23 protein-coding genes are annotated in these 25,845 nt (G+C 45.3%); 7 read left to right on the top strand and 16 right to left on the bottom strand.

Annotated features, from left to right (window positions below):
• The first annotated feature begins 191 nt into the window (after positions 1–191).
• A complete protein-coding gene (locus NL645_RS05165; RefSeq protein WP_253651334.1) occupies positions 192–2,237 on the top strand; it encodes an EAL domain-containing protein in 2,046 nt (681 codons plus the stop codon).
• 67 nt (positions 2,238–2,304) lie between these two features.
• Here the strand turns inward: NL645_RS05165 and azu are convergent, their stop codons facing one another.
• The 3 genes from azu to norR form a co-directional block, all read right to left on the bottom strand.
• The gene (gene azu, locus NL645_RS05160) at positions 2,305–2,757 is read right to left on the bottom strand and encodes an azurin (protein ID WP_005392455.1); all 453 of its coding nucleotides are present in this window, start codon (positions 2,755–2,757) and stop codon (positions 2,305–2,307) included.
• 362 nt (positions 2,758–3,119) lie between these two features.
• A complete protein-coding gene (locus NL645_RS05155; RefSeq protein WP_005392456.1) occupies positions 3,120–3,770 on the bottom strand; it encodes an HAD family phosphatase in 651 nt (216 codons plus the stop codon).
• 88 nt (positions 3,771–3,858) lie between these two features.
• On the bottom strand, positions 3,859–5,391 hold the full coding sequence (gene norR / locus NL645_RS05150) for a nitric oxide reductase transcriptional regulator NorR (RefSeq protein WP_253651333.1): 1,533 nt from the start codon (positions 5,389–5,391) through the stop codon (positions 3,859–3,861).
• 190 nt (positions 5,392–5,581) lie between these two features.
• On the opposite strand from norR, the gene norV reads away from it, so the two are divergent.
• Genes norV through NL645_RS05135 form a run of 3 tightly spaced genes read left to right on the top strand, consistent with a single transcriptional unit; the run spans position 5,582 to position 8,625 of the window.
• Positions 5,582–7,084 (top strand): anaerobic nitric oxide reductase flavorubredoxin, encoded by a 1,503-nt coding sequence (norV, locus tag NL645_RS05145; protein WP_253651332.1) that lies wholly within the window; start codon positions 5,582–5,584, stop codon positions 7,082–7,084.
• Between the two features lie 9 nt (positions 7,085–7,093).
• Positions 7,094–8,242 (top strand): NADH:flavorubredoxin reductase NorW, encoded by a 1,149-nt coding sequence (gene norW / locus NL645_RS05140; protein WP_253651331.1) that lies wholly within the window; start codon positions 7,094–7,096, stop codon positions 8,240–8,242.
• 44 nt (positions 8,243–8,286) lie between these two features.
• Complete coding sequence (locus tag NL645_RS05135) at positions 8,287–8,625, top strand: DUF1971 domain-containing protein (protein WP_139059218.1); 339 nt, start codon at positions 8,287–8,289, stop codon at positions 8,623–8,625.
• Positions 8,626–8,754: 129 nt separating this feature from the next.
• Here the strand turns inward: NL645_RS05135 and manA are convergent, their stop codons facing one another.
• The gene (gene manA, locus NL645_RS05130; RefSeq protein WP_253651330.1) at positions 8,755–9,987 is read right to left on the bottom strand and encodes a mannose-6-phosphate isomerase, class I; all 1,233 of its coding nucleotides are present in this window, start codon (positions 9,985–9,987) and stop codon (positions 8,755–8,757) included.
• Between the two features lie 77 nt (positions 9,988–10,064).
• On the bottom strand, positions 10,065–11,972 hold the full coding sequence (locus NL645_RS05125) for a fructose-specific PTS transporter subunit EIIC (RefSeq protein ID WP_253651329.1): 1,908 nt from the start codon (positions 11,970–11,972) through the stop codon (positions 10,065–10,067).
• Between the two features lie 385 nt (positions 11,973–12,357).
• Between NL645_RS05125 and NL645_RS05120 the strand changes: the two genes are divergently transcribed.
• Complete coding sequence (locus NL645_RS05120; RefSeq protein WP_006742228.1) at positions 12,358–13,200, top strand: helix-turn-helix transcriptional regulator; 843 nt, start codon at positions 12,358–12,360, stop codon at positions 13,198–13,200.
• A 34-nt stretch (positions 13,201–13,234) separates the two neighbouring features.
• Here the strand turns inward: NL645_RS05120 and NL645_RS05115 are convergent, their stop codons facing one another.
• Both NL645_RS05115 and NL645_RS05110 read right to left on the bottom strand, forming a co-directional pair.
• A complete protein-coding gene (locus NL645_RS05115) occupies positions 13,235–14,011 on the bottom strand; it encodes a PTS sugar transporter subunit IIA (RefSeq protein ID WP_021484097.1) in 777 nt (258 codons plus the stop codon).
• Between the two features lie 8 nt (positions 14,012–14,019).
• Positions 14,020–14,322 (bottom strand): PTS fructose transporter subunit IIB, encoded by a 303-nt coding sequence (locus NL645_RS05110; RefSeq protein ID WP_253651328.1) that lies wholly within the window; start codon positions 14,320–14,322, stop codon positions 14,020–14,022.
• Positions 14,323–14,589: 267 nt separating this feature from the next.
• On the opposite strand from NL645_RS05110, the gene NL645_RS05105 reads away from it, so the two are divergent.
• Positions 14,590–16,461 (top strand): fructose-specific PTS transporter subunit EIIC, encoded by a 1,872-nt coding sequence (locus NL645_RS05105; RefSeq protein WP_253651327.1) that lies wholly within the window; start codon positions 14,590–14,592, stop codon positions 16,459–16,461.
• Between the two features lie 180 nt (positions 16,462–16,641).
• Positions 16,642–17,520, top strand: coding sequence for an NAD(P)-dependent oxidoreductase (locus NL645_RS05100; RefSeq protein ID WP_145535615.1), 879 nt, complete (start codon positions 16,642–16,644; stop codon positions 17,518–17,520).
• A 165-nt stretch (positions 17,521–17,685) separates the two neighbouring features.
• Here NL645_RS05100 and NL645_RS05095 read toward each other — a convergent pair whose 3' ends face one another.
• From NL645_RS05095 to NL645_RS05055, 9 genes are all read right to left on the bottom strand, one after another.
• The gene (locus NL645_RS05095) at positions 17,686–19,125 is read right to left on the bottom strand and encodes a catalase (protein WP_253651326.1); all 1,440 of its coding nucleotides are present in this window, start codon (positions 19,123–19,125) and stop codon (positions 17,686–17,688) included.
• A gap of 289 nt (positions 19,126–19,414) precedes the next feature.
• Positions 19,415–20,032 (bottom strand): glutathione S-transferase family protein, encoded by a 618-nt coding sequence (locus NL645_RS05090; RefSeq protein WP_006742223.1) that lies wholly within the window; start codon positions 20,030–20,032, stop codon positions 19,415–19,417.
• A 15-nt stretch (positions 20,033–20,047) separates the two neighbouring features.
• Positions 20,048–21,082: an NADP-dependent oxidoreductase gene (locus NL645_RS05085; RefSeq protein WP_006742222.1), complete on the bottom strand. Its 1,035-nt coding sequence runs from the start codon at positions 21,080–21,082 to the stop codon at positions 20,048–20,050.
• 149 nt (positions 21,083–21,231) lie between these two features.
• Positions 21,232–21,831: a TetR/AcrR family transcriptional regulator gene (locus tag NL645_RS05080; RefSeq protein WP_005392474.1), complete on the bottom strand. Its 600-nt coding sequence runs from the start codon at positions 21,829–21,831 to the stop codon at positions 21,232–21,234.
• A 50-nt stretch (positions 21,832–21,881) separates the two neighbouring features.
• Positions 21,882–22,202, bottom strand: coding sequence for a N(4)-acetylcytidine aminohydrolase (gene yqfB / locus NL645_RS05075; protein ID WP_253651325.1), 321 nt, complete (start codon positions 22,200–22,202; stop codon positions 21,882–21,884).
• Positions 22,203–22,266: 64 nt separating this feature from the next.
• Positions 22,267–22,665 carry a VanZ family protein gene (locus tag NL645_RS05070; RefSeq protein WP_253651324.1) on the bottom strand — a complete coding sequence of 133 codons (399 nt, stop codon included), beginning with the start codon at positions 22,663–22,665 and terminating at the stop codon, positions 22,267–22,269.
• A gap of 2 nt (positions 22,666–22,667) precedes the next feature.
• A complete protein-coding gene (locus tag NL645_RS05065) occupies positions 22,668–23,975 on the bottom strand; it encodes an oligosaccharide flippase family protein (RefSeq protein WP_005392477.1) in 1,308 nt (435 codons plus the stop codon).
• An 8-nt stretch (positions 23,976–23,983) separates the two neighbouring features.
• Complete coding sequence (locus NL645_RS05060) at positions 23,984–25,015, bottom strand: glycosyltransferase family 4 protein (protein WP_104973054.1); 1,032 nt, start codon at positions 25,013–25,015, stop codon at positions 23,984–23,986.
• On the bottom strand, positions 25,012–25,845 hold the full coding sequence (locus NL645_RS05055) for a putative capsular polysaccharide synthesis family protein (protein WP_253651323.1): 834 nt from the start codon (positions 25,843–25,845) through the stop codon (positions 25,012–25,014). Before NL645_RS05055 ends, NL645_RS05060 begins: the two co-directional genes overlap by 4 nt.

Genomic DNA, 25,845 nt, shown 5'->3' with positions numbered 1-25,845 from the left:
GATCAAGGGGTATATAATCGTTAAATTGCACTTGCGACATCTTTGCGCTGTGACTGGCAATTCAAACTATTGTTTTAGCCAATAGAAACACTAAAAATTATCCACCAAATAATACGTTACTGAGTCTGGCCGTTGCATTTACGGCTGCCTATTTCGCAGCCGATGATTATTACTTAATATAAGAACTCACCATGCACACTCGTCGTGAACGCGTATTTGACCCCTTTCATCGTCTAACGGTATTTACAGATAAATGGCGACTTGGATCTAAATCTTATCTTACTGATCTCGCATCTATTGCCTTATTGCTGTTACCGCTGACGCTATCTAACGCACTTGCCATCTTTTTGGGTCACGCTTCTAGAATCCTAGGGATGTCAGAGGTTTCTCAGTTATTGTTCCATCTTTCTGATATTTTAATCAACTTATATCCCACAGCGTTTTGCATTGTGGCTGGTTACTATTTATCGCATAAAGTGAATGTGTCGAGCGCGATTATCATCATTTATTCGTTGGTCATGTTCTATTTAATTTCAATAGAGAATGACAGCCTTTCTAGTAATTACATGTTGCCGAATAACCCGTTATTAGCACTCTTCAGTGCAACGGTGTCATACGTTTATTGTAAAAGTTTCCGAATTGAGCTGCTTGATCCTCAAGCAATGGACTTCTCTTCTCGTCTTTTTAAAGATGTCTTACATTTTTTCGTATTCGTTTTATTTGCGGTTAGCTTATCTCATGTCACCGCAGCGGTGATGGATGCTTTTACTACAACAGTGGCTGGACTTAACTTTGATCCGCTGACGTTCACAGGAGGATTATTTTATCAATCCATCTTGAGCTTATTAGGAGCGGCGGGCATTAATGGTCACAACATGTTGTTTGCCATCAAGCAGCAAATATACGCTGCGACCGAAGCCAACATGGCTGCTTGGCAAACAGGCGAAGCGTCGCTTAACGTCATTAGCCAAGGTTTTTACGACGCATTTTTATCCATGGGCGGGTCAGGGAATAGCATCAGTTTACTCCTGTGTCTGTTATTGTTCGCTAAAGAGCGCAATCATATTTTACTGGCGTTAGCGGCAGCACCATTGGTGATGTTCAACATCAATGAAGTGCTGCTATTTGGCTTGCCTATCATCTTTAACCCTATTCTGGTCGTCCCATTTGTATTAGTACCGCTGGTAAGTTTTATCATCACCTACTGTGCGATTGCTTCCGGCTTAATTGCGCCTGTTGAAAATATTGTGAACTGGATGACACCGCCTCTGTTGAGTGGTTATGTTGCAATGGGGCATCATGCACAGGGGGCGATACTTCAACTGGTGGTGATTGCGATTGGTGTACTAATTTATCGACCTTTTTATCTAGCCTATGCAGGCAAATATGTGGGGCAGCTTGGTGTAAGTAATACTTACAATGGTTTAGAACAATCCCTATTTAAATCACTACTCAGTAGTGTGAAAGATGCGAACACATCGAGTATCAGCAAGTCATCCGCGCAGAAGCGTTTAACTTCCATTCTTCGTGAAGGCGAGTTGGTGATGTTTTATCAAAAGCAGCACTCAACAAAGGATGCGGAACAGTATTCTTACGAAGCGCTTATTCGATATAAAGATGAAGATGGAAACTTACTTTCACCAACGTTTATTGAAGATTTTCACCGGTTAGATGCCATGCCACTGCTCGATAAATTAGTACTCGAAAAGGTGTTGTCGGATATGAAGGAAATGGGATTATCTGAGCAGCGAAGAGTGGCCATTAATGTTTCTGTCGCTACCATTCAACAAGTGGATTTTGTTCAGCATTTACAAGGCCGGTTGGTCTATTTTGGAATCCCGGCTGAATGGCTTGAAATTGAAATTACTGAAGAAGCCGTATTAGACAATGAAGTTTCTTTAACTAACACCATGAAAGCTCTACAGAGTATGGGAGTTCGTATCACAATGGATGATTTTGGTACGGGCTACGCGTCGTTTCCTCATTTGTTCAAGTATCCATTCAACAAGATTAAGCTAGACAGATCGCTGCTATTGGACGCTAACGATCATCGTGGACGTCAACTGTATCGATTGGTTGCTAAGTTAGGACATATTGCAAATTGCGAGGTCGTAGCGGAAGGGGTGGAAACGCAGTCTGACTATGACTTTGTGCGGTCAAGTGGGGTTGATAAAGTTCAAGGATTTTACTTAGCAAGGCCTGTACCTTTGGATGAGATTATCCATCGACGTGCTTAACTAACGTGCAATAAAAAGGGAAGCGATGGCTTCCCTATAGTGAGTCTTGTTTTGACTTAGTTAGCTCTTATTTGAACTCAAATTTACCCTGCATGATCGCCCAGTGACCAGGGAACGAGCAGAAGAATGAGTAGTCGCCGCCAGCTTTCATTTTTTCAGTGCTGAAAGTAATGCTGGTGCTTTCACCGCCGCCAATCACTTTTGTGTGAGCGTATACACGGTCGTCATTTGGCTTCACGTAATTGTTTTCTGCACCTGCTGCCATGCCGTCCGTACCTACTGCTTGTAGATTAGCGGTATCTGCGATAACGACGTTGTGACCCATTGATTGTGCAGGCATTTTACCTGTGTGGTTTAGCGTCAGTTTTACTTCTTTACAAGTGGCTGGAACGCTCAGTGTTTTAGTAGAAAACTGCATCATATCGTTAGCATCTAGGGACACTTCACACTCGGCACTGGCTTGGGCACCAAAGCTCATTCCTACTAATGCGAAGGTTGCTGCTAATAAACGTAAAGACATATAACACTCTCCATTTTATATTTTGGGCTGACTTGGATTAATCTCATCCAATAGTTCTCATTATCAGCCAATTTTCACTCGAAAAACGTGCTTCAAGCGGTATATTGACGTTTTGTTGCAAAGTTGTACTGGTTAGTTCCACTATTTGATCACTCATAGGCCCTATTTCATGCGATGGCGTGAGGTAAATCAAAAAAGAAAGGAACACGCCCCGTACAGAGATAAGGTCTATCTTATTAAGCCTTTGGAGCAGTATCTTGGCATTTATTAGAAGTAGATTAGAGAAGGTGAGAGGAGAGGCTCAAGCATAAAAAAGCTCAGCCAAATTGCTGAGCTTTAACAGTTAGAGCGGCAGTTTACGTTTAGCGATTTTGCTTCAACGCATCTAACGCTTCATGTAATGACGGCACGATGGAATGACCAAATTGTTTTACCTCTTCGCAAGGCTCAACTAAATCCGGAATCTGATAAGTAACCATATTCGCTGCCACCGCTGCGCGAACACCGTTATTGGAATCTTCAAAGGCCAAACATTGGCTTGGTTCTACATCCAGACGATTCGCTGCCAGCAAATAGATTTCTGGATCGGGTTTACCGTGGTTTACCTCGCAGCCTGTGGTGAGGTTGTCGAAGTACTTACTCAAACCCGCTAATTCCAGTTTGATTTTCGCCACCTCTTTTGCCGTAGAAGTCGCTACTGCGATTGGTAAGCCTTGTGCTTTCAGCCATTCTAGCAGCTCAACAACACCATTTTTCACTGGGATGGCTTGGTGTTTGACGACAGCATTGTAACGAGTACGCCATTCATGATGCAGGCGGTCTAGGTTCTCACCGTAGGCTTTGCGGAAAATTGCTTCAATACCTGCCGCATTACGACCAATGATCGACAGGTAAACATCTTCATAAAACGGAAGGTTTTGGACTTCACATGCTTCTTGGAAAATACGCATACAGACGCGCTCAGTATCAAGGAGCAAACCATCCATATCAAAAATAGCAGCTTGGTAGTTCATTACATTACAGACTTTTCGATTGTGATGGTGCATTTTGACATAAGCGAGATAGATTTTCTTGCGGAATTCAAACCGTCCGTATCCTTTTTTACTTTATACCTAGCCGTTTGGCTAAGCGGTGTAAATTACCATTATCGAGTTCTAACTGACGTGCTGTTGCAGCCCAGTTTCCTTGATTCTGCTCTAGTGCTTTTAGAATCATGGCTTTTTGGAAGGTGTCAGTGGCTTGCTTTAAACCAGCGTCTGACAGTTCAAATGAAGAGCTAGGTATACCTGGCTCTTCAGTGATGGGCTGATTGTTCGACGCTTTGATATCGAAATCTTGTTCCACCAATTCGATATCCAGCGATTGAGTTCTAGCTTTGGCAAGCACGCCCGCTCGTTTGATGACGTGTTCCAGTTCACGCACGTTGCCCGGCCAAGAGTAATCTTTAAGTGCTTGAACTAGAGTGGGAGAGAGTCGAACACTGTTCAGCCCCAACTTGCTGCGTAGTTGCTCTGCAAAGAAACCAGCCAGTAGCACGACATCGTCTTCACGTTCACGAAGTGGGGGAACATGAAGAGGGAATACACTCAAACGGTGGTACAAATCTGCTCTGAAACGGCCAGCTTTTACTTCTTCATGCAGAACACGGTTCGTTGCCGCCACAATGCGTGTGTTGACTCGAATATGGCGGTCATCACCCACACGTTGGATGTCGCCGTATTGGAGAGCTCGAAGTAACTTAGCTTGCAGTTCTAACGACAGTTCGCCGACTTCATCCAAAAACAGTGTGCCGTCGTCGGCTTGCTCGAACTTACCCTTGCGATTACTGATAGCACCAGTAAAAGCGCCTTTGATATGACCAAAAAGCTCACTCTCTGCGACAGACTCCGGTAACGCGGCACAGTTTAAGTACACCAAGGTATTATTGGCTCGGTGAGAGCGATGATGAATTGCGTTTGCGACGAGCTCTTTACCAACACCTGTTTCACCCATTATCAACACAGATAGCTCGGTATCTGCCACCGCATCGATTTGCTCTTGAAGTGCTTTCATTCCAGCAGATTTGCCAATGATTTCGTTGCTTAGCGTGCGTTTCTCAGTGTAAGACTCACGTGGCAAGCTTGCTTGTGTTTCTAACTGCTCCAGTAGTAGAGCAGTGTGCAAGCCACCCGCGGCTAACGCACTTACAAAGCGTAGTTCTTGATTGAGTAAACCATCGAACTGATTCGGGTCGAAGGCATCAATAGTGATCGCGCCAATCAATTGATCGTCGATCAACAAAGGGAGGCCAATACATGAATGGACGTGCAGCTTGTCGTCGTGGTTCGGAATTAACCCGTCATAGGGATCGGGTAAGTCGCTATTCGATGGAAACCGTACGATATCGCCAGCGCGTGCAATGGCTTCCAATCTCGGGTGTTGGTTTATAGAAAAACGGCGTCCCAATACTTCCTTTGCTAAGCCATTGATAGCCAGCGGCTTAAAGTGCTGATCTTCATACAAAAGAAGAGCAGAAGCATCACATTTTAATACCTCTCGAATCGTGGTTAATAAGGTATCGAAGCGAGCCTGTTGAGTGAGCGCCGAGTTAAGGTCTTGCGTGATGTGTAGCCATTGCGCGATTAAAGAAGTCATAGCCAATACCAATTGTGTCAATATGACTATTTTAGTGTCTAATTGACATTTTTCAACTGTGTCAAAATGACATTATATTGAGTTGTTTCGTTTTTAAGTTATTGAATTATATTGAAAGTTAAAGTTGGCACGCCCAGTGCAATACTGAAAGAAATTATTTTTGTTTATTTCGTCATTCAAGGTAGTAATCATGACAATTCACGTAAAAAACAACATCCACTGGGTAGGTCAACGCGATTGGGAAGTTCAAGATTTCCATGGTACAGAATACAAAATGACAAAAGGTACCAGCTACAACAGTTATCTAATTCGTGAAGAAAAAACGGTGCTGATCGATACGGTCGATCATCGATTCAGCCAGCAATTTATCCAGAACCTAGAAATGGAAATCGATCTTAAGACGATCGATTTTATCGTCGTGAACCATGCAGAAGAAGATCACTCAGGCGCATTGTCTGCATTGATGGAGAAGATTCCGAACACGCCAATTTACTGTACAGAAGCGGCGATTGATTCGATTGTGGGTCATCACCATCATCCCGAATGGAACTTTAAAACGGTAAAAACGGGTGACAGCATCGATATTGGTAACGGTAAACAATTGGTATTTGTAGAAGCGCCGATGTTGCACTGGCCAGACAGTATGATGACATACCTAACGGGCGATGCGGTGCTATTCAGTAATGACGCATTTGGTCAGCACTACTGCGATGAGCGTTTGTTCAACGATGAGGTGGACCAAAATGAGTTGATGGAACAGTGTCTGCGTTACTACTCAAACATCCTAACGCCATTCAGCAGCTTGGTAACCGCTAAAATCAAAGAAGTGTTGAGCTTTAATTTGCCTGTCGACATGATTGCAACTTCACACGGTATTGTATGGCGCGATAACCCAGTTCAAATCATCGAGCAATATTTGGAATGGGCGGATAACTACCAAGAAGATCGTATTACCATCTTCTACGATTCTATGTCGAACAATACCCGAATGATGGCGGACGCGATTGCGCAGGGCATTCACGATGTTGACCCTAGCGTGGCGGTCAAAGTCTTCAATGTCTCTAAACATGACAAAAATGAAATCCTCGCCAATGTGTTCCGCTCAAAAGGCATATTGGTTGGTTCATCTACCATGAATAACGTCATGATGCCGAAGATCGCAGGCATGCTAGAAGAAATTACCGGTCTGCGCTTTAAAGCGAAAAAAGCCGCTGCCTTTGGTAGCTACGGTTGGAATGGTGGTGCGGTAGACCGTATCCACGCACGGTTGACCGATGCGGGTTTTGAAACGGCAGTCAGCCTGAAAACCAAATGGCGACCAGATGGTAAAGCGATGCGTGAGTGTCGTGAACATGGCAAGAGCATCGCGAAACTGTGGGCGAAACATCCACTAACAAGTCCTGTTACGGCTCCGATGATGGCTGCGTCTGCACCGCAAGTTCGATCACAGCCCGTTGTACAAGTAGAAACGCCAGCAGTGGTCGAAAGGGAGCTTATTAATCCAAGCTCAGAAGCACATCCATCAGATTGCCAGTGCATGATTTGCACCGTTTGTAACTGGGTGTATGACCCTGCTCAGGGTGAGCCTAACCAAGGAATTGAACCGGGTACCACGTGGTCAGACGTTCCGGATTACTTCCTTTGCCCTGAGTGTCACTTGGGTAAAGATGTATTTGTTGAGTTCAAGGGGTAAGGAGCTGTGATGCAAGCACCAATTGTAATCATAGGCAGTGGCTTTGCTGCCTATCAACTGGTTAAAACTGTGCGTCGAATGGATGCACAGGTGTCAATTCAAGTATTCACCGCTGATGACGGTGCGGAGTATAACAAGCCCGATTTGAGCCATGTGTTCAGTAGAAAACAGACCGCGAGGGATCTGGTAGTAACAACGGGAGAAGCGTTTGCCCAAGAGCACCATATCGAGTTATTAACCCACACTAAAATTGATAGTGTGGATACGCAAGCCCAACAAGTGGTAGCAGATGGACAAGTTTATGCGTACTCCAAACTGGTTTTTGCAACGGGTGCGAAAGCCTTTGTTCCTCCAATGCGAGGTGATGCTTCTGGCGATATCCTAACGCTCAATTCGTTACAAGAGTATCAGCTCGCAGAAGAGAGAATCAGTCAAGCAAGGCGCGTAATGGTTATCGGTGGTGGTTTGATTGGCGTTGAGATTGCCATGGATATTGCGAGCAGCGGTAAAGCCGTTACGGTGGTTGAGCCAAATTCCCGTTTGCTCGCTAACCTGATTCCTGAATTCGTCGCATTGCCGCTCGAAAACCAACTCAAGCAGCAAGGTATTCAACTTGCCTTGGAGACTGGAGTTGTCGCGATCAATCACTCGGATGATTCGCTGGTGGCAAGCTTGAGCAAAGGTAAAGCAATCGAAGCCGATGTAGTGATTTCAGCTGCGGGTTTACGTGCTAACACTTGGTTAGCGAAGGCTTGTGGGTTAGAGGTTGGGAAAGGCATTGCTGTCGACGCTAAGCTGCAGACTTCTGCGAACAATGTATTCGCTCTGGGCGATTGCGCCGAGATACAAGGGCGTATGCTTCCATACCTTCAGCCAATCGTGTTGAGTGCTAATGTTTTAGGTAAGCAGTTGCTTGGGCAGGAAGCGCAATTGAAGTTGCCGCCAATGATAGTAAAAGTCAAAACGCCGAGTTACCCAATTCAGCTTGCCGGGGACTTCAGTGCTGTCGCTAATTGGAATGTGCAGATTTCTCAATCTGGCATCGTGGCAAAAGCTGAAAATGAACAAAGCATATTGACAGGGTTTGTTGTGACGGGCGAGCAAGTGGCTCAGGCTTTTCCGTTACTGCGTGAACTGTCTCAAGTCGCGCAATCGTAACTCGCTTCAAGCAGCACAATTTTATATTCAAAGAGGGTATAACCATGTCACATCTTCGTATTCCGAAAGACTGGACGGTTCAACGTTCGACGCCATTTTTTACCAAAGGCAGTGTGCCTCCAGCTCTTCTAACTCATCACAACACAGCCGAAGGCGTGTTTGGGCAGTTATGCGTAATGGAGGGGCAAGTCACCTATTATGGTTTTGCAGATGAATTCGCGACAGAGCCTGAAATGGTCATCGTGATCAACGCAGGTCAGTTCGCGACAAGCCCGCCACAGTATTGGCATCGTATTGAAATGAGCGATGATGCACAGTTCAATATTAACTTTTGGTCGAATAAAGATAAAAGTGGACAAGCGATGTTCCACGCTAAGCAGTAAACCTTTCTAGACAATTTGATTATTGCGTGAATTTATCGGGAAAAGCGCATATTAAGTAAAAGAGCAGAGACGTTTCTCTGCTCTTTTTTGCTTATTGGCAGTAACGACATGCAAACTTAATCAGCGATATTAACTGTAAGCCCGCGCCACACGACCTTCGCAATTCAAGGTGTATTGTTTTGCGTAAGCCGGAATGAAAACAGATTGGCCTTTGTCTACTACACATGTTTCACCATTTGCGTGTGTAATCACGAGCGGGGAATCTAGCGGCAACAGGATTTCTGCGGTTCTTACATCAAGCGTTCGTTGGTTGGCTTGTTTTACAATCGCGAATTTGAAATCGTCGACGGGAACTGGGTATTCCAATATGTCGTCGATTTCATTTGGTGCGAGCAATAGGCTGTCGAATGGTTTTTCTTCGAAGCGTGTGCATGCAACGAGTTCTTTTATATGCATATACTTCGGCGTTAAACCGGCACGTAGCACGTTGTCTGAGTTCGCCATGATCTCAAGCCCCGTCCCTTTCAAGTACGCGTGTGGCGTTTCTGCATCCAAGAACATCGCTTCGCCTGGTTTTAGCGTGATGACGTTGAGTAGCAAGGGCGCAAACAAACCAATGTCACCCGGGTATTGCGTTTCTAACTCCAAGATCAGGTTGAACAGAGGTAAGTCGGTGATGCGAGCTTGTGCCAATAGCACCGTCAACGCCATCTCTTTCTGTTCGCCTTCCAGTGACAGTAGACCGGAGAAGAAGGTCGCTAAGCCCGTTGGCGTTTGGTTTGCGATAAGTTCATCCACCAAGCCTTGCAGCTCAGGAATCGCCAGCTCAGAGAAGAAGCTGATGATTTCACTTGTTGGGCGGAAGCCATTCATCGCTTGGTATTCGGTTAGCGCGTAAACCAATTCTGGTTTGTGGTTTGGATCTTTGTAGTTACGGTTTGCAGCGGTTAGGGGAATGCCTTGTTTTTCTTCCAGTGCAAAACCCAGTTCTGCTTGTTGCTTGTTTGGGTGCACCTGAATCGACAGCGCTTTCTCAGCGGCAAGCACTTTAAACAGGTATGGAAGTTCACCAAAACGGTTTGCGACTTCTTCACTCAGAAAAGCATTCATGTCTTGAGTAATCAGTGAAGAGAGTTTGGTTTCCTCGTCGTTTACCATCACCACTGAGCAACCGTTTGGATGCGCTCCCATCCATACTTCGGCTTGTGGTTCGCCCGTTGGGTTTTCAATGCCAAACAGTTGGTTAACAGAAGTAGTACTGCCCCAAGCGTAGTTTTGAATCACGTTGTTCATCAGGAAAAACATCGGATGCTTAGCTTGAGTTTGAATCGTTTGTGTATCGGACATCGTTAAATCAGACATAGAGTGTCACCATGAGAGAAAATCATGGCTTGGGCGACATTGCCCAAGCCATAGGAGCCATTTGGGGGAAGGGGTGATTAAGCGGCTGCTTGCATCATTTTTGCTTTGCGAACTTTCTTCAGAGTTACACACGTTACTGCGGTAACTACTGCGCCAGCTGCCATACAAATCAGAGCAAGGACTGGGTGGTTCATCGCGCCAAGCAGAGCGACCACGGGACCACCGTGAGCAACGCTGTTGGTGATGCCGAATGAGAACGCCATTACTGCCGCCACCATTGAACCAAGTACGTTTGCAGGAATCACTGACATTGGATCTTGCGCCGCGAATGGAATAGCACCCTCAGAGATTCCCACCAGACCCATTGCGCCTGCGGCTTTGCCCGCTTCGGTTTCTGATTCTTCGAACAGGTCGAACTTACGGCCAAGCGCCGTTGCCATTGCCATACCTAGAGGCGCAACTGGAATTGCACACGCCATCGCACCCATAAATTGAGTTTGACCGCTCGCAATCATGCCTACAGAGAATAAGAATGCGACCTTGTTGAATGGGCCACCCATATCGAAGCCAGCCATACCACCAAGTACGATACCCAATAGAACTACGTTACCTGTGCTCATGCTAGTTAGTAGCGCAGTCAGGCCGTCCATTAGGCTTGCGATTGGCGCGCCGATAACGAAGATGAATAGACCTGCGATGAACAACGAACCTGTGATTGGCGCAATCATGATTGGCACCAAAGGTTGAATAAACTTGTGGTAGTTAATCGACGTAATCCACTTCACGAAGTAACCCACAAGCAGGCCTGCGATGATGGCACCGATAAAGCCTGTACCTGCGTCTGCGCCGTAGAAAGAACCGTTGTTTGCAATCCAACCACCGATCAAGCCAGGAGTTAGAGCAGGGCGGTCAGCAATCGCGTAAGCAATGTAACCCGCTAGAATTGGGATCATCAGCGTAAAGGCAACCACACCGACGTTGAGGATTTGGTTCCACATGCTGCCTTCAGGAATTGCCATGCCCGCTTCACTTGGCTGACCGCCGATTGCAAGAGCAAGTGCAATCAACAGACCCCCCGTTACGACGAAGGGGATCATGTGTGATACGCCGTTCATCAAGTAGCGGTAAAGGTCAGAGCGAGCCTGAGAGGCTTTGTTTGCAACAGAAGTTTGCGCATTGCTGCTTGCTTCTGCTTGGTATGTCGGAGCACTTAACGCTTCATTAATCAGTCCTTGAGCATCGCGGATTGGGGCTTTTACGTTGGTTTTAACCACGCGTTTGCCCGCGAAGCGGTTCATGTCGACTTGTTTGTCACAGGCGACGATGATTGCGTCTGCACGCTCGATTTCTTCTGCGGTTGGGCTGTTTTTCACACCGATTGAACCGTTCGTTTCAACCTTGATTTCGTAGCCCATCGCCGCTGCACCTTTCTCTAGCGCTTCTGCTGCTAGGTAAGTGTGCGCAACGCCCGCAGGACAACCAGTAACACCAATGATGAAACCTTGGTTTGCTGGTGCGTCTGCCACTGCTTGCGGCTCTTCTTTAGTAAGTAGGAGTGCCAGTGCGTCTTGGCTGTTTGCTGCACCTAAGAATGCATCAATGAAACCATCTTCAATCAGTTTTGAAGACAGCTCTGCAAGTACTTCGATATGGTGGTTATCGCCACCGTCTGGAGAAGCGATCATGAAGAACAGTTTTGAAGGTAAACCGTCTTCCGCGCCGTATTCGATACCTGATTTGCTTACGCCGATCACAACCGCTGGTTCAATCACAGCGGCGCTTTTCGCGTGTGGAATTGCCACGCCATCTTCAAATCCAGTATTTCCTAATTCTTCACGTGCTTTTATATCTGCAAGAAATTGTGTTTGGTCAGAAATACGACCTTGGGCATGAAGAACGGCAACCAGTTCTTTAAATACGTCTTCTTTTGAAGACGCTTTAAGATCAAGCTTAATTAAGTCTTCATTTATTAGTTTGGTGATCATTGTAGAACCCCTATAAATATAATTTTTATTTCAGGGATATTTTTAAATTAGTGAGAAAAAGACTGTAGTGAAGAAAAAATGCATTTACTGGAGGATTGTAACCTACTCACTATAGTGTGATTTAGATCGTTAATTAGACAAATCTAGCTGCATATCTGTGACATGATGGATAAGAAGCTAAACGATAAGTGAAATGTGGCTTTGCTCCCATTTGAAAAGGGATTTGGTGTTGTTGATAGAGTTTTTGTCACTGGAAATTTGATGCGTTAACTGGATTTTTGTAACATTAAAATGGAAGTGTGATTTTGCTCAATAGCACAAAAGTCCAGTCCGGTGTATATCTATAGTAAATAGCATCATTGATGCATATGTAGAGTGTGAGACAATGATTTTTCATGATTTAATTTCAGCTGTATTAAATGAAAGAGAGCCATTTCATAATATTTGGTTTGCAGGAGATTTTCATACGCCGCCTGAATTTAGCTATCAAGTTAATTTCCCTCGCCTAGAGTTAGTTCTGGATGGGGAATATATTAATGAAATGGAAAGTCATGATCGAAAAGTAACGCACATCGTTGCTAAAAAAGGCGACGCGATATTTATTCCACCTAACTGTTGGAATAAACCAGACTGGGATACCGATTGCTCAGTGTTAAGTATTTTGTTTGGGCGTCGACAACTTGGGTTGAGTTTGGTGAGCAAACGCAAAGGTGAGGCAAACTTTTACGATATTCAAAAGCATAGCATCCAAACGCGCTCAGGATTTGCGATAGATAACATCTTAGAAGCGTTGAGCTCACTGGCTCGTGAGAATACTAAAAAACCAATGGATGAGCTTTTACTGCAAGCATTGCTGCAATACGCGAAGACGATGTTGGATGCGCCAGTCGAGCAGCAGTCACATAGCCGTGTGCAAGATCTCTATCAAGGGATCTGCATCTACATTCAAGAGAACTTCCATCGCCCAATCACGCGTGACAGCATTGCGTCGAGATTCAGTATTTCCTCGAACCATTTGTCGCGCTTGTTCCGTCAGCAGGGGCACATGACCTTGGCAGACTACATTACTTGGGTACGCGTGGATCGCGCGAAGTTTATGCTCAAGAAATACAACTTCAAACTCAATGACGTGTCAGTGCGCTGTGGATTTAAAGACGTGAACTATTTCTGCCGAGTATTTAAGAACCGTACAGGCAGAACGCCGACGGAATATCGTGGTTCAATTTAAGCCTTCAGTCAGAGAGCGTAAATCATAGAGAAGTTTAGGCAAGCAGCCTCGACATGGCGTACATCAGCAGCGCTTGTAAGTCGACGCTGCTTTTTGTTAGTAGTAGGCGTTCCGCCATTTGATCGGTAAGCAGATTTCGTGTGAGGTTAGTAGCCGCAATGATCTGATCTCGGGTCGGCCTTTCTGGCATCACCAGTGCTATAGCCAGATGAACATCACCCATCTTTGAAGCCCAATCCATCGACTTTTCATTTGCAATAACGGCAATGGAAATGTGGTCAACACCTGAAAACATCACATGTGGGAGAGCGATCCCCGGAGTCACGCAAGTTGATGAACGTTCTTCGCGTTTAATAAAAGCAAGAATCAGTTCGTCGGGATGAATGGGGTGGATCAGCTGAGCTAATCCTTTAAGGCATTCAAACTTGGTGAGCTCGGTATGCGCTTTGGCGTAGTGCCATTTGATTTCACAAGGTGGGCAAATTTGTGGTAAACGCTCGGCCAGTTGGCTAGAAAACTCATAGTTGATATGAGATCCCACCACAGTAAAGTGCTCAGCAATCATGTCTTTGATGACGAAGCAGGCCAGCTCTGCGTCAATGCCAATCGCTGTGATTTGACACAAATCACCTTGTTGTAGACCTGCTTGCAAAATCGCCACGGACTTGGTGAGTTCCGCAACACGATTTTGCGTTACATTAATGATATGTAAGGTACTTTTGAACTTCTTTGCCACTCGATTGAGTGGCTGAGCAAGGTGCGCACTGGCATTTGCATTATCGACGAAAAAGGTGATTTGGTATTCGTTCATCTGCAAATTTAGTCGCGGAAGTGGACGAGGAATACTTTGTCGACGTTCAGCAAAACCTCTTCAATGGGGATTTGAATTTTGCGCGTCCCTTCGAATCGGCCTGGTTGTTCTATCTCAATATCCGACACGATCAAAACCTGATCCGCTTGAGCGATATCGTGAGGAGTGAGCTGATTTTCTATCCCCATCGCACCTTGCGTTTCTACTTTAATTTGCACGTTATGTTTTGGCGCAGCTTTCATTAGTGCATCTGCCGCCATATAAGTATGAGCGATGCCTGTAGGGCATGCTGTCACCGCTACTATTTTCATGTTCTATCCATTTTATTTTTTGTGGATATTAGCACAGCCACCGCAGATTGAATTGATTTGAGCTGGATTAACGCAAGAGCTCTATCACAGTTTGAATCTCATGTTACATTAATCCAGTTAATGCACTTTTAGTCCTATATATCAAAGGGTAGGCACTGGTTAATCTATGCCCAAATAAAATGAGTAGGAACGCATACGAGCCAGGGGATCCTGTATCTCAAACTCACTTGGGTATATATTCGAGCGTGAATATTGGAAGGTAAAACAATGGACATCACAAACCTAATTGAGCTAGAAACGATATGCTTAGATCTAAAAGCTCAAACCAAAGATGAAGCGCTCAAAGAGCTGGTCGATATGCTAGAGGCCGCCGGCAAGCTCAATAGTCAAAGCCAGTTCTTGGCAGATATCTGGAAACGAGAAGAGATCGGTAACACAGGATTTGATGATGGTATTGCGATCCCTCATGCCAAAAGTGATGCTGTAGCGAAACCGGCTGTCGCGGTCGGGATCAGCCGCAGTGGGATTGATTATGGCGCCGAAGATGGCGAGCTGTCCGATGTGTTTTTCATGCTGGCGTCTCCAGATGGTGATGATCATCATCACATTGAAGTATTGGCACAAATTTCCACCAAAATTATCGAAGACGGCTTTGTTGAAAAGCTCAAACAGGCTCAATCGCGAGAAGAAGCGCTTGAGATGTTGATTGATATTCAAACCCAATCCAATGAATTTCTCCCAACTTCTTTAGAATTTGCATCAGAACCTCTGAGCCCTTGGGCGCAAAAACTTGGCCGCATTAAAGAGCACTTGCTGTTTGGCACATCCCACATGATCCCGTTTATCGTTGCGGGCGGTGTGTTGTTGTCGTTGTCGGTGATGATCTCTGGTCACGGTGGTGTGCCACAAGAGGGCATTCTGGCCGATATTGCCCAAATGGGGATTGCTGGCCTGACATTGTTTACTGCCGTTCTTGGCGGTTACATTGCTTATTCCATTGCCGACAAGCCGGGCCTTGCGCCGGGTATGATTGGATCTTGGATTGCGGTCAGTCATTACAATACGGGTTTTTTAGGTGCGATTGTGGTCGGCTTTTTTGCTGGCTTTGTCGTTTGGCTATTAAAGAAAATTCAGCTACCAGACAGCATGAGTTCGCTTGGCTCGATTTTTATTTATCCGCTAGTGGGGACGTTTGTTACTTGCGGCGCGGTGATGTGGGTGATAGGTGCTCCGATAGCCAGCGCAATGACCACAATGAACGAGGTGCTGACTGGCATGGCGGGCTCAGGCAAAGTGATGCTCGGTACCGTGCTTGGGGCAATGACCGCGTTTGATATGGGTGGCCCAATTAACAAAGTGGCGACGTTGTTTGCTCAAACCCAAGTGAACACGCAACCATGGTTGATGGGCGGGGTCGGTATTGCGATTTGTACGCCGCCATTGGGTATGGCACTAGCCACGTTTTTGGCGCCGAGTAAATTCAAGCGAGATGAACGCGAAGCGGGGAAAGCCGCAGGTATTATGGGGATGATCGGTATTAGCGAAGGTGCGATTCCTTTTGCCGCTGGCGACCCTGCGCGAGTGTTACCAGCTATTGTGGCGGGTGGCATCGTTGGTAACGTGATTGGCTTTATGTTCCACGTAATGAACCATGCACCGTGGGGCGGTTGGATTGTTCTCCCTGTTGTGGATGGAAAAATTGGTTACATCATCGGCACGATTGCGGGCTCTGTTACCACGGCGTTGATCGTGATTGCACTAAAGAAAACCGTCACCGAAGATGAAAGCTACACTGGTCATTCTCAAGTATATGGCTCCGTTCAAGGCGAAGGTGAGGCGGATGTTTTGGCGGTCACATCTTGTCCATCAGGTGTGGCGCATACGTTCTTAGCGGCTAAGTCATTGGAAAAAGCAGCGTGTGCACTCGGCATTAAGATTAAAGTCGAAACCCAAGGCGCGAATGGCGTCATCAATCGAATTACCGAGAAAGACATCGAGAAAGCCAAGTTTGTGATTTTTGCTCACGATGTGGCGATTAAAGAACCGGAACGCTTTCGAAAAATCCAAGTCTTGGATGTCAGTACCAAGGATGCCATGTTGAACGCCACGGCTTTGTTGCAAGCTCGTAGAGTATCTTAACATTTAACTTCTGAGAAATGTCTCCTCGATGACCCTGATGAATGCTTTTGGTATTTACTCCAACATCGCGGTTCGCTTTTATTTGTGCCGCGAGTGAAGGATAAATTACGAGTAATGTTTTCAATTCTTTAGTAGCATGTTACAAAACATTTCAGTCAGGTGAACTAAGGGAAGCGTGCAATGGAAAAACAACGAGTAGCATTTATTGGTTTGGGTGTTATGGGTTACCCAATGGCGGGCTATTTGAGCAAAGCGGGATATGAAACCAAAGTATACAACCGCACCAAAGCCAAAGCTGATAAATGGGCTGCAGAATACAACGGCATTGCGTGTGAGACACCGCGAGAAGCTGCAGAAGGTTGCGATATCGTATTTACTTGTGTCGGTAATGACGATGACGTGCGCAGCGTTGTATACGGTGAAGAAGGCATTCTAGTCGGTCTAAAAGCAGGCGCGGTACTGGTTGATCACACCACGACTTCCGCTGATTTAGCCGTTGAATTGGCCGATGCTTGTACCAAATATGGCAATCACTTCATTGATGCTCCGGTATCTGGTGGTCAAGCAGGCGCAGAAAATGGCGTACTAACCATCATGTGTGGTGGCGAGCAGAACATTTTTGATCGTGTGTCTCCAGCGATGGACGTATATGCAAAGCAAATGACGCTTCTGGGTGAAAATGGCCAAGGTCAACGTTGTAAAATGGTAAACCAAATCTGTATTGGTGGTGTGCTTCAAGGCTTGAGCGAAGCGTTGTTACTCGCGCAGAAATCCGGTTTGGATATTGAACAAGTAGTTGAAACACTCAAGCACGGTGCTGCAGGGTCATGGCAAATGGAAAACCGCGCCAAGACGATGGCGCAAGATAAGTTTGATTTTGGCTTCGCGATTGATTGGATGCGCAAGGACTTAGGCTTCTGTCTGCAAGAAGCAGAGCGGGTTGGGCTCAACTTACCACTAACTAAAAAAGTGGATGAGCAATACGCTGACCTTCAGCGTGATGGTTTAGGCCGCATGGATACGTCTGTTCTGATTAAAGCCGTCGCTAAGAATCAGTAGTAGATAAACAGTTCTTTGGTATCAAAGAGCTTGAAGAAATTTAAGTTGATCATGATCGTTCCCCTTGAACATTAGTGTGTGATTAACGAACTTTAATGAGGAGGTGCTTTGGGGCACCTCTTTTTTATGTCTTCTTATCACAGCATTTGCTGGTGCAGTGTCCGTTTACTTGTTTAAGCCTAGCGCAATCTCAAGGCCTTTGCCGTAAGCTTCGTCCGCTTGGTAGGCGTGGTTAACGTGACGTTCTTTGATGAAGTCTGGCACACCATCCATTGCACGAGCGGTGTTGTCGAATAGAGTTTGACGCTGTTCTTCGCTCATAAGACGGAATAGGTCACCCGCTTGGCTAAAGTAGTCTTCGTCTACACGGTGATCGTAATGATCAGCATTGCCGTTGATGCGTAGAGGTGGCTCAGAGTAATCTGGTTGCTCTGCCCATTCTTGTTTGTAGTTTGGTTCGTAACCTAGTGTTGAACCAAAGTTGCCATCAACGCGCATTGCGCCATCGCGGTGGTAGCTGTGTACCGGACAACGAGGCGCGTTAACTGGAATTTGGTGATGGTTTACACCTAGGCGGTAACGCTGCGCGTCTCCGTATGCAAACAGACGGCCTTGCAGCATTTTGTCTGGCGAGAAGCCAATTCCAGGAACGATAGCTGCCGGGTTAAACGCGGACTGCTCAACTTCCGCATAGAAGTTTTCTGGGTTACGGTTCAGCTCAAACTCACCTACAGGGATAAGTGGATAATCTTTTTGAGACCATACTCTTGTTAGGTCGAATGGGTTGAAGTTAACTTCGTCGGCTTCTAATTCTGGCATGATCTGTACATACATTTTCCATTTCGGGAAATCCTGACGCTCAATCGACTCATACAAATCGCGGTGATGGCTTTCACGATCTTTGCCCGCAAGCAGTTGTGCTTCCTCATCGCCTATGTTCTTAATACCTTGCTGAGTTTTGAAGTGGAACTTCACCCAGTAGCGTTCATTTTCAGCGTTGATAAAGCTGAATGTATGGCTACCGAAGCCGTGCATGTGACGGTAAGACGCAGGAATACCACGATCACTCATGACGATGGTTACTTGATGGAACGCTTCTGGCAGCGATGTCCAAAAATCCCAGTTGTTTGTCGAGCTGCGCATGTTGGTGCGTGGATCGCGTTTCACCGCGTGGTTTAGATCTGGAAATTTTAGTGGATCACGGAGGAAGAACACTGGCGTGTTGTTACCAACCAAGTCCCAGTTGCCTTCTTCGGTGTAAAACTTTAGCGCAAAACCACGGATGTCGCGCTCTGCATCTGCGGCACCGCGCTCCCCCGCAACGGTGGTAAAGCGAGCAAATAGTTCGGTCTTTTTACCAATCTCCGAGAAGATCTTCGCGCGAGTGTATTTTGTGATGTCATGAGTCACAGTAAAGGTGCCGTAAGCGCCTGAGCCTTTGGCGTGCATACGACGCTCAGGAATCACTTCACGATCAAAGTGTGCCAGTTTTTCAAGGAACCAAACGTCTTGCAGTAGTTGGGGACCACGAGGACCTGCAGTCATCACATTTTGATTATGGGCGACAGGACAGCCTGCGGCGGTGGTTAATTTCTTATTTGTCATTTTTCTTCCCCTCCAGGGATCAATACCTTAGCAACTGAAGAGAAGATTATTACGGAAAAGCTGGAAGCAAAAACTGATACTGCTTATCAATTCAATAGGTGGGAACGATGATGAAAAGTAACTTAGAATCAGATTCTTAGCTGATTTTTATGATCGGTTTATTAACGTATTGGCGAAAAGGGTAAAAAGAGCACGCAGGCACTTGCATGAATTGCGCTTTGTTGACAAGGCTAACGTCGGAAATCGCCCCTTTGATATCGCTTTATTGAGCATCAAAGGGGCGGAATGATTAGGAGTACTTCACTTCAATTTGCTCAGCTTTTTCAAACGCTGGATGCGTTGCGAGTTGTTTTCCATAACGTTCAATATTCGGGAAGTGACCAGCCAAACCGAACTTATGCACGAGCTCGACAATAAATGACATCATGATGTCTGCGCCAGTTAAACGTTCTTCTACTAGGTAAGTTTTGCCTTCTAGCGATTGCTCGAAATAACCCAGAACGTTCATCGCTTCTTTGTCAGCATAGCCTGATAGAAATTGAGTTTCGTTTGGCTCTTTGCTAATAAAGATTTTTAACAACATTGGTAAGATTGCTGAACTTTCAGCAAAGTGCATCCATTGTAGGTACTCAGTGTGCGCCTTCGTCCCACGCTCAGGAGCCAACGCACCATCACTGTACTTCTCAATCAAATATTCGGTCATCGCGCCTGATTCAATGATGAACTCGCCATCATCTTCAAGCAGGGGCGATTTACCGAGCGGATGAACGCTCTTTAGCTCAGGCGGTGCCATGAAGGTCACTTTGTCACGAACATAAGGCACGATTTCGTAATCCACATTTAGCTCTTCAAGTAACCAAATGATGCGCTTTGAGCGAGACTGATTGAGATGGTGAAGTTTAATCATTTATTTATCCCTTCCTTATAATGGGTCGTTAATCTGTACTACAAGCTTGCCGAAGTTCTTACCTTCCAACAGACCGATAAATGCTTCTGGTGCATTCTCCAGTCCTTGTACTAGATGTTCACGGTATTGGATCTTTCCTTCTGCCAACCATTGATTAATATCTTGCGCAAATTCACCGTAACGATGTCCGTAGTCATCAAAAATGATGAAGCCTTGCACCTTGATTCGTTTAGTCAGCAGCTTACCCATTAATAATGGAAGATGGTCGGTACCTTCAGGCAGTTCTGTTGCGTTGTATTGAGAAATCAAACCACAAAGTGGGATACGTGCGCTGGTATTCAGAAGTGGCATTACAGCTTCGAATACTTTGCCACCTACGTTTTCGAAGTAAACATCGATACCTTGGTCACAGGCGTTTTTCAACTGCTCTGCAAAGTCGTCAGCTTTGTGATCGATACATTCATCGAAGCCAAGGACTTCTTTGGCGTAACGGCACTTTTCTTCTCCGCCTGCAATACCAACAACTCGGCAACCTTTGATTTTGCCAATTTGACCAACAGTCGCTCCCACAGGGCCCGTCGCGGCTGCTACCACAATGGTTTCACCTGGTTTTGGCTGACCGATATCGAGCAAGCCCATATACGCGGTAAAGCCTGGCATGCCAGCAACACCTAGAGCGTATGAAGGGTTTTGTGGTTCTTTGCCAAGTTTAATCACCATCTCACCAGTTGAGATGGCGTAGTCTTGCCAGCCAACAGTGTATGCAAGAACCCATTCACCCGCTTCATAATCTGGGTGGTTCGATGCTTCTACCTGACAAACTGTGCCAGCGATCATTACGTCATCAACCGCAACAGGATCGGCGTATGACTCGGCATCGCTCATGCGACCGCGCATGTATGGGTCGAGAGATAAATAAACGGTTCTCAGTAGCATCTCACCATCTTGAGGAGTCGGTTTCGCCACTTCTTCTAGACGAAAGTTTTCTTTTGTTGGTGCACCATGGGGACGTGACGCGAGTACGATTCTGCGATTTGTTGCGTTAGTCATATTTATCTCACTTATTGATTAGACCGGTCGTCTAGTTTTGATTTCAAAATATCCCGCTCATAGAGCGGGAAAGTGTATTGTGCTATCACAGGAGTTATTACCAACTGTGAAACACATGTAGGGTGTTCATCTTACTTTTACGCTACCTACTATGGGCAAGTTCGCGTGTTTTGCAGTAGATGTTGAGTATAGGTCAGACTTTGCGTTAATGCTGCCTGATCTTGATACAGTTTGTTCAGCAAGCTTGCGCCGTTCCAAAGGTAGTATATCTGCCTTGCCAATAAAGCACTGTCACCATTTGGGATAGAGCCATCTTGAATGCCTACGTCAATGCAATACGCCATTGATTGAATGGTTTTGTCTGCACCTTGGCGTAACGCTAGGCGCATGGGCTCTGAGAGATCGGAGACTTCCGCACTTAACTTGACCAACAAACATTTGTTCGCATTACATACGTCGTCTTCTACTTTGACCATTTCTTCAAAGTAGCTCATCAGGCGTTGGTAGCCATTCAGATCGGTATTGGTAAAGCGTGCGTTTAAACGCTCAAAATACTTAGTAAAGTAGTCTTGAATCATCGCTTCACCAAATTGTTCTTTGGATTTGAAGTAATGATAAAACGAGCCTTTCGGCACCGCGGCCTTTTTTAAAAGCTCTGAAAGGCCAACACTCGTAAACCCTCGGTTTACGATTAACTCGTATCCGACGTCGAGAATATGTTGGCGTGTGTCGTTCGTCTTTGCGTTCATGAAGCGTACTATAGAATGAATTAGACCAGTCGTCTAGTATTTGTTGTAGGTTATTTGATTAGCTCGTACTCAATCACAAATAGCGTATCGATGTTTGGGTAGATTTCTCGAATTAACTGCTTGAGTTTTGGTAGTTCGATGGCTTCTTGTTCAGCATGAAACTCATTGATATCTTCAAAGTTGAGTGGTTCTACAGAGCGTATTTTGATGTTGCAGACTTTACGATCCGTTTCTAGCGTAAAAACTTCGACCTCTGTATTTGGAACGTAGTGACTTTCTGATTCATCTCGAATCGTAATCGTTTTTTTGCCTGATGTGATCAACGGGGTTAAGAATTCAAAAAAGGTAATCTTGGTTGGGTGGGATGACATGATGTACTCGTTAGTCTGATTGTTTGGCGTAATTATATACCTAAATAACCTTGAGGTGCTTATTTCAAGAGAACGAGCGAGTGCGCAGGAAGCGAATCAACTTGGCACTAAAGTAACCCGAGATAATGCCTATCCAGTTGGTACTGAGATCATCAAAACTAAATGAGCGACTTGGAATAAAAAGTTGACTTATTTCTTCCATTGAAACGATAGCCAACAGTAGTAGCAAAAGACGGATGCCAAAGACGTCGGCTTTACTTGAACTTACTAAAGAGGGGAAGGTGAAGACCGATAAAAAGCCGATCAATAAACTGAAGGTAAAGTGAAGCGTACTCGATCCACCTAAGTAGGTTTCCATTTGCAGGTAAGTGGCATGGTGTAAGTCAGAGCTTTTCCACAAAGAGAGTGAAGCCGTAAGCGTCAGAACGAAAACAAAACTTATCCGTGTCAGTATTGAAACCATAATTAACCTATTGGAAAGAAGCCTAAGTAACGTTTTACAAAGTACAACGCTGCTAGATTCTGAATTGCCATGCCAATTGCCATCGCCCATGCTGCACCAATAACACCGAACGTTTGGCAAAGCGCAATGAGCAAGCAGATAGAGATTGTGCCGGAGGAAATTGTAATGTATTTCATGGTTCTTTCGTGACCGCTCATGAGTAATAAAAACCCTACAGAGCCAGTCGCAACATTGACTAACTGCCCTAAAGACAGGACGACTAACAGTGGCGCAGCAGCAAGAAACTCTTCACCAAAAAACCGCATCACAAACTCTGGGAATAGAGTGCAAATAATCACGGGCACAATGGCCAAACCAACGTTGGCTCGGCAAGCTAAACGGCTCAGGCTTTGCAGTTTGATCATTTGGCGTTCTTTGTAGAGAGAGGCAAACATAGGGGCGACCACAAAGTTAATGGTAATCAGCACAAAGCCAATCAGTAGTGATGTACGTTGAGCTGCAGCTAATAAACCGAGTTCCGCTGTTGAGATAAAAAAGCCCGCAATGACAAGGCTTCCCCATTGAAGAACGTTCGTGAAGATACTGCCAATCCAGACTTGCTTGGCAGAAGCGACCATTTTTTTGTTTGGTACGAAAGCCGATGTCTGATACTGACCTGAACCTAGCCAATTAACACTGGATATTACCGCGACGCTCATACTCGCCAGAAGCAGTGCGGTCATCAGATTGTTGATATTTTGCTGACCGATATAGTCCAAGCCAAAGACAAAAAAGACCATCAACATACTCACGCCAAGCTGTAAAGCAAACAGTGATGACACGACCTTTCTACATGCTTGAAGCACACGACTGTTGGTCTGTGCAAGCACCAAAAACGGTATGCAGAACAAGCCTAAAGTAATCGCATGCATTGGCGATTGGGTCTGGTTTAGCTGTTCAGGAAACAGATTAAATCCTACCAACAAAACGGCAATGGCTAGCAAGCAAAACGCCATACTTCGATAAAGTGCAGTTTTATAGTTGTGGCTTTGTTGAAGTGTCTCTTTGTTGTTAAAGGCGATCGCATTGTAGCGAACTAATGAGACATCAAAACCTAGCTGAGAAACGATCGCGAGTAGTGAGACTAGGTTGAATAAAAAGAAAAATTGACCGGAAGTCGAAGCGTCACTGGCCTTCGATACAATCAGTGTCAGTAAAAAAGCAAATAGCGCACTCAACACACGCGTGATTGCGGTTTTCAATCCAGTAGATAGCAAGCTTTTTTTACCGCTGGGCATCAACAGTAATTTTTGTTGAATAGTGTGAAACATAGAGGTATTTAACCGTAAATATTATTGAGTGCGAGGCGCTGTTTTTCTTCACTGAAGGCGTCGTTTAACGCTGTTGTATATTGGCAAAAATCAATTTCATCATAATGATTGACACAGTGCGCGATCTGCTTGGCCATTTCTTCAGGTGTTAGCGCTAAAAATGGGTAGTTGAGATCTTGGGTCGCGCCGATAGTTCGAATCACCATAGGAAGATGTAATTTGGCTGCTTCTAGAATAGTTAACGGCATCCCTTCCCATGCTGCAGTATGTAAGTAAAGGTCTGAACCCTTGAGCTTTTTAACCACTTCATCACGAGGCAACATGCCAGTCACATCCACATTTTCTGTACGCAATTTTTGTTCGAGTGTGTGGTCACCGCCACCTATCCAAGTGATATCTAATGGGCGGTTAAGCGCATATCGATTAAGGTGTTGCAATGTGTTGATGAGAAATTGCGGATCCTTTTGGGGCGCGACACGACCAAGCACAACAAGTCGCAGCGCTTCTTGTCTGTTTCGCAATAAACGCTCTTCACTTTGATAGGACACGTAGTTGTTGAGCAGTTCAGCACGTTTCGCGCCAATACTAATCGCCAAGTCACATTCTCGTTGGCTACAGCCTGCCACCACATCAATTTTGCTTAGTTTTACTTTCTCTAGCGCTCTATAGAGCTGGCGCGCGAATTCGGAGATATCTTCACGTTCGAAAGCATAACAGTGCGGCGTATAAACCAAGCGCGCCTTGCCAAGTTTTAGAAATCGCCCGAGAAATCCCGCTTTACTCGAGTGCAAATGCACAACGTCAGGCGTAAGTGATGCAATCATGTGGTTTGCATCGCGAACAAATTGAAGTAAGCCGCCTTCCACCCATTTGGTCTGTGTGAAAATATGATGGTTGTTCTCATTGGTTAAGTCGTTTTCTCGAGCTCTGGCTAGCAAGAAATGTTGATAAGGCTCATCTCGAGAGGAGTGAGCATAACTATAGAGGGCTGTTTGAACGCCACCTCCGAAGGCTTCTGTAATATGGAGCACTTTTTTCATGATGATTTTGTTCCTGGTGTCTGCATCCATTTATGCTTGAAAGCATCACGTTCTTGTTCTGAATAAACGTGGCGATATAAGGGAAGATCGTACATATAGAACAGCTTTGAAAAGTCGTAGTGATGCTTAAAGTGCTGGTGGATATTGGAGTACCACTTGTTTTTCGCTTCATTGCTGTTTTTCAGCACGAAGTCTTGCAGCCCGAGAAACTCGCCAATTTCTTTATCGAGAGAGCTGAGCTTTTCGCATTTGATTAGCATGACGTTGGCTTGCTCGTTCTTGAATGTGAAGAAAGGTTGAGTGTTGTCCAGTTCTTGACGCATCACATCGATATTGAAGTTACGTTTTAACTCGTTGTCGAACCAGTCCGCAAAATAGTTGAGATTGATATAGTTATCGAAACAATGTTCGAGGTGCTGATGCGTGACTGCCATATCTCGGTGAATTGCATCATTCTTTTTGCCTTCGATAAATTGCAAATGGAGGTCTTGAAAGAAACGAGAAAAGACTGTTGCGATTGGATCGCGGACCAGTGTGACGATTTTGATCTGTTCGCGTTTTTGTAAGATACGTTTTCGTTGCTTGAGCACTAAGCGGTAGAGCGCACGGTTTTTGAAATCGAAAAATTTACTCACGTCTTTTTTATTGTGATACATGTGAAATTCTTCGTGATCATCAAAGGTGTGGATGTGATAGCTTGGGATATTTCTTTCTCCCAGCGTGTGCTCAATTGACGATGAGCCAACTTTGCCCATTTGGTAAACTAAAACAAAATTGTCAGCTTGGAGTTCTCGGTTCTTTTCAAATTGTCGAGAGATTGAATACTTCAT

The sequence above is a fragment of the Vibrio sp. Y51_MX_L26 genome, assembly GCF_024181935.1.
In the GTDB taxonomy this organism is placed as follows: Bacteria; Pseudomonadota; Gammaproteobacteria; order Enterobacterales; family Vibrionaceae; genus Vibrio; species Vibrio diabolicus.
This window is presented reverse-complemented; position numbering and strand designations above follow the sequence as displayed.

Coding starts and splice junctions, on each gene's coding strand:
- NL645_RS05055 (WP_253651323.1), bottom strand. CDS start 25,845: ATGAAGTATTCAATCTCTCGACAATTTGAAAAGAACCGAGAACTCCAA.
- NL645_RS05065 (WP_005392477.1), bottom strand. CDS start 23,975: ATGTTTCACACTATTCAACAAAAATTACTGTTGATGCCCAGCGGTAAA.
- NL645_RS05110 (WP_253651328.1), bottom strand. CDS start 14,322: ATGAAAATAGTAGCGGTGACAGCATGCCCTACAGGCATCGCTCATACT.
- NL645_RS05155 (WP_005392456.1), bottom strand. CDS start 3,770: ATGAACTACCAAGCTGCTATTTTTGATATGGATGGTTTGCTCCTTGAT.
- NL645_RS05100 (WP_145535615.1), top strand. CDS start 16,642: ATGGAAAAACAACGAGTAGCATTTATTGGTTTGGGTGTTATGGGTTAC.
- NL645_RS05095 (WP_253651326.1), bottom strand. CDS start 19,125: ATGACAAATAAGAAATTAACCACCGCCGCAGGCTGTCCTGTCGCCCAT.
- NL645_RS05165 (WP_253651334.1), top strand. CDS start 192: ATGCACACTCGTCGTGAACGCGTATTTGACCCCTTTCATCGTCTAACG.
- NL645_RS05135 (WP_139059218.1), top strand. CDS start 8,287: ATGTCACATCTTCGTATTCCGAAAGACTGGACGGTTCAACGTTCGACG.
- NL645_RS05060 (WP_104973054.1), bottom strand. CDS start 25,015: ATGAAAAAAGTGCTCCATATTACAGAAGCCTTCGGAGGTGGCGTTCAA.
- NL645_RS05120 (WP_006742228.1), top strand. CDS start 12,358: ATGATTTTTCATGATTTAATTTCAGCTGTATTAAATGAAAGAGAGCCA.
- NL645_RS05085 (WP_006742222.1), bottom strand. CDS start 21,082: ATGACTAACGCAACAAATCGCAGAATCGTACTCGCGTCACGTCCCCAT.
- NL645_RS05105 (WP_253651327.1), top strand. CDS start 14,590: ATGGACATCACAAACCTAATTGAGCTAGAAACGATATGCTTAGATCTA.
- norV (WP_253651332.1), top strand. CDS start 5,582: ATGACAATTCACGTAAAAAACAACATCCACTGGGTAGGTCAACGCGAT.
- NL645_RS05080 (WP_005392474.1), bottom strand. CDS start 21,831: ATGAACGCAAAGACGAACGACACACGCCAACATATTCTCGACGTCGGA.
- NL645_RS05125 (WP_253651329.1), bottom strand. CDS start 11,972: ATGATCACCAAACTAATAAATGAAGACTTAATTAAGCTTGATCTTAAA.
- yqfB (WP_253651325.1), bottom strand. CDS start 22,202: ATGTCATCCCACCCAACCAAGATTACCTTTTTTGAATTCTTAACCCCG.
- norW (WP_253651331.1), top strand. CDS start 7,094: ATGCAAGCACCAATTGTAATCATAGGCAGTGGCTTTGCTGCCTATCAA.
- norR (WP_253651333.1), bottom strand. CDS start 5,391: ATGACTTCTTTAATCGCGCAATGGCTACACATCACGCAAGACCTTAAC.
- NL645_RS05115 (WP_021484097.1), bottom strand. CDS start 14,011: ATGAACGAATACCAAATCACCTTTTTCGTCGATAATGCAAATGCCAGT.
- manA (WP_253651330.1), bottom strand. CDS start 9,987: ATGTCTGATTTAACGATGTCCGATACACAAACGATTCAAACTCAAGCT.
- NL645_RS05070 (WP_253651324.1), bottom strand. CDS start 22,665: ATGGTTTCAATACTGACACGGATAAGTTTTGTTTTCGTTCTGACGCTT.
- azu (WP_005392455.1), bottom strand. CDS start 2,757: ATGTCTTTACGTTTATTAGCAGCAACCTTCGCATTAGTAGGAATGAGC.
- NL645_RS05090 (WP_006742223.1), bottom strand. CDS start 20,032: ATGATTAAACTTCACCATCTCAATCAGTCTCGCTCAAAGCGCATCATT.